The sequence below is a fragment of the Ochrobactrum sp. SFR4 genome (genome assembly GCF_019730395.1).
In the GTDB taxonomy this organism is placed as follows: domain Bacteria; phylum Pseudomonadota; class Alphaproteobacteria; order Rhizobiales; family Rhizobiaceae; genus Pseudochrobactrum.
Genome location: NZ_JAAPBB010001045.1, coordinates 1 through 253 on the forward strand (window position 1 = coordinate 1; position 253 = coordinate 253).

The window sequence follows — 253 nt, forward strand, 5'->3', positions numbered from 1 at the left end:
TTTACTTTGCCTTTGATAATGTCGTTTTATTTTAATGGGTTATTTATTGGCTGGGTGTGATGTCGCGCTTGAACCATTTGATCGCGAGTTTGGAGAGGCTGCCGTCAGCGATTGCGGCATTGATTGCCTCGTCAAACAGTGCTTTCAGCTCGGTGTCTTCTTTACGCAGGCCAACAGATTGCCCCCCGCCTAAAGGGCCGCCGGTAAATTCAGCACCGGCAAACATCACCTGATCTGCACCGATATGAGCTAA

The 253-nt window shown here is 49.0% G+C and carries 1 pseudogene; it reads right to left on the reverse strand.

Going from position 1 to position 253, the window contains the following annotated elements:
* Positions 1–43: 43 nt before the first annotated feature.
* Positions 44–253: pseudogene (locus HBA93_RS22240) on the reverse strand (ABC transporter substrate-binding protein); the annotation flags it as partial.